This is a genomic window from Bacillus sp. 05T31, from assembly GCF_056396725.1.
Genome location: NZ_JBFTMA010000511.1, coordinates 1 through 3,246, shown reverse-complemented (window position 1 = coordinate 3,246; position 3,246 = coordinate 1). Strand labels below are relative to the sequence as shown.

Below are 3,246 nucleotides of genomic sequence, written 5' to 3'. Positions count from 1 at the left end.
AAACTCTTGTCTACCAAGCTGTATACTAATATGCGCTGGTTGTCTTTCTCTAGCTGTAGAATTTGAAGCAGTTTCGGCATCCGTATTTCCAGAGCTTGCTTGTGCTTTTGCTGTCTGATACGCTCCTAATCCTCTAGGCATCCCGTATACAGTTTCTACGTTTAATGCCTCTGGTTTCATCCAATCAGTCATTTGTTCAGTTGTTCTTTGTACGGCCCCTTTCATCGCATCTATACCATTAATCCAACCTTTCATCATGTTGACCCCGATGAAATCCCTGAACCAACGTGACGGTGAATGAATTGATAAAAGTCCAGATATTTTATCTTTTATCCCGTTTCCGATATCCGTAATTTTGTCCCAAATAGCCCCAGCCATTGAGCTGATACCATTTAATAGTCCCTGCATCATGTTACGCCCTATACTCCCCAAATCGATTCCATTCAAGAAAGATTTTACATTATTAAAGATTTGAGTAACTGTATTATATATAGAGCTTAAAATACTAGATGTCGCAGATTTAGCAGCATTCCATATTGAAGAAATAATGCTACCCGCTGCCGACATCGTTGACGAAACGACCGAACCAATACCTGAAAAAATCGAGCTTACTAGAGAACCTATCGCCGATAAAACACTAGAAAAAACGGATTTCACTAAATTTAGCCCAGAAGTCACGACCGTTGAAATTAAATTTATCGCCCCTTGGATAATATTTCCGATCAATGACATTGCACTTGATGTTATCCCCTTCACCGCGTCCCATGCTCCACTCCAGTCTCCCTTTAAGACAGCAGTGAATAATTTTATTATGTTCGTAATAATCCCAATTACCGATGTAATAATGCCCATAATTGCCGGGAATACCGCCTGGACAATCTGCAAGATAAATTGAATCGCTGGAATAACTACACCTTTTATAATCGTTGCCAGCCCCTCAAGAATTGCAGTTACAATAGGAATTGCTGCTTGAATAATAGAAACTATCACCGGGAATACAGCCTGAACAATTTGGAGAATTAAAGGAATTACTGTAGTTGCTATAATTGAAATAATTTGACCGAATAATTGAATGATAGGAATTGCGACCGAGATTGCCGCCCCTATAATAGACGCTATTATAGGGAATACCGCTTGTACAGCCTGCAAAATAATCGGAATTACTGTAGTTGCTATTATCGAAATGATTTCTCCAAACCCTTGTAGTAGCATACCTGCTATACTAAATACTGTTTGAATGACTTGTAAAATAATTGGAAACGCTGTTTGAAATGCCTGGGTAAATATCGGAATAACAGTAGTTGCAAATTCTGAAAACATTTGAGCTAAGAATTGGATTCCCTCGCTGATCATAGGCATAATTTCAATAGTTGTATCAGCAAACATTCGAATAAGATCAGTAATCATCGGCATCACTTGCTGCATGATTTGACCAAATCCTGTAAATAATTCAATTGCTAGAGGTACTACTGATTGTACAATTTCACCAAAGAGACTTGCTATTGTTGAACCCAGCTCTCCAAATGCGGCACCCAGCTCCGCAAATGCAGGACCTAATGTGGCAAAACTTTCAGCTATAACTTGACCTGTCTTTTGAAATTCTGGTGCTAGAGGGGCAAATGCTTGCATAATCCCCTGTGCCATTGACTGCACAACCGGTAAAATAGCCGAAATCACAGTAGAAAAAATCTGCTGTATCGATTGCCAAGCTGACATAAATGCTGATTTCACCTGATCATTTGTATTAATTAATTTAAAAATCGTAGCCCCTAACGATGCCACAATTGCTATTACCCAACCGACAGGACCTGATACACCTAGGAATGTCAGTCCTAAACGAACAATTAACGGTGTCAAAGTTGCTATCGTGTTTCCGATAGAAGAAAATGACATTTTTATAAAATTAACTACAGGCGTAATAGCTGATCCTATTCCTGAAAATGCACTACCTAGACCTGCTAATACAGAATCGAAGGCTCCACTTAAACTCTGGCTAATTTCATTGAACATAGATTTTATGACTGCAATAGTTACTCCAAATGCGTTACCTATTGCATTACCCATTTCAACAAATTTAGCTGGGATTGTACTTAGATACGCACCAAAAGAATCAAGTGCTTCTTTCATCGAATTGACCGCTGATACGGTTGTATTTTTTATAGATTCCCAGCAACTATTCACAAAATTACGGAATGTTTCATTATGTTTATATAACTGTACAAGTGCCACGCCTATTAAACTAAGAATTGCAATTGTTGCTCCAATTGGTCCTAATAATAAAGCAAAGCCGGCTCTTAGTGCAGATAAAGCCCCCCGAAGCATTACTGCCGCTTTTGATGTTCCCGACATCCAAACCATTAGTTGGCCAATAGTAATTATCGCTCCACCAATTGCATTAATCACAATACCCGCTACTGTAGCAATAACTAAAAAAGCCACCGTAAATGCTACTACGGAGGCTATCACTGTTTGTACGGGTGCTGGTAAATTTGTGAAGGCATTTGCTAATTTTTCAACTACACCAGCTACGCTCAGAATCGCAGGTGCTAACGCGTCCGTAAACGCACGAGCGGCAACGTCCAGCGTTGACTCCATCCTCGTCATTGCCCCAGCCCAACCATCAAGCATTGCGTCAGCCGCCTTCTTACTTGCACCATCAGACTTAACTAACGATTGTGTTAATGCATCAATCTTTTCAGGTCCAGCCGCTACAAGTGCCATCATACCGGAAACAGCCTCTGTACCAAAAATAGTCGCTAACGCAGCACCCTTTTGAGCACTTGTCATACCCTCCATCCCTGATTTCAACTCACCAATAATTTTAGCTAGAGGCTTCATATTTCCTTGTTGATCAGTAATAGAGACACCCAGACGTTTCAACTCGTTTGCCGCTGCTTTTGGTGGTTTAACCAGTCGTAGTAACGATGCGCGCAGTGCTGTACCAGCTGTTTCTCCCTTGATACCACTGTTTGACATAATACCAACAGAAGCCGCAAGTTCTTCCATTGATATCCCTAACTGAGCCGCTGGTCCTGCCGCATATTTAAATGCGTATTGCATGTCACCAACGCCTGCAGCAGTCGCATTTGCGGCGGTTGCAAGAACATCGGCAACGTGTGTGCTTTGGCTCGCCTCCATACCAAATGAATTTAGTGCCGATGTAATCGTATCAGCAACCATACCCAAATCTTCACCAGAAGCGGCCGCTGCACTCAACACACCAGGTAATGCTTTAGTTGCTTGTGC

1 protein-coding gene is annotated in these 3,246 nt (G+C 41.2%); it reads right to left on the bottom strand.

Annotated elements, in window-relative coordinates:
- The coding region (locus AC1DJR_RS23195; protein ID WP_477003598.1) for a phage tail tape measure protein at positions 1–3,246 on the bottom strand (3,246 nt) is incomplete at both ends.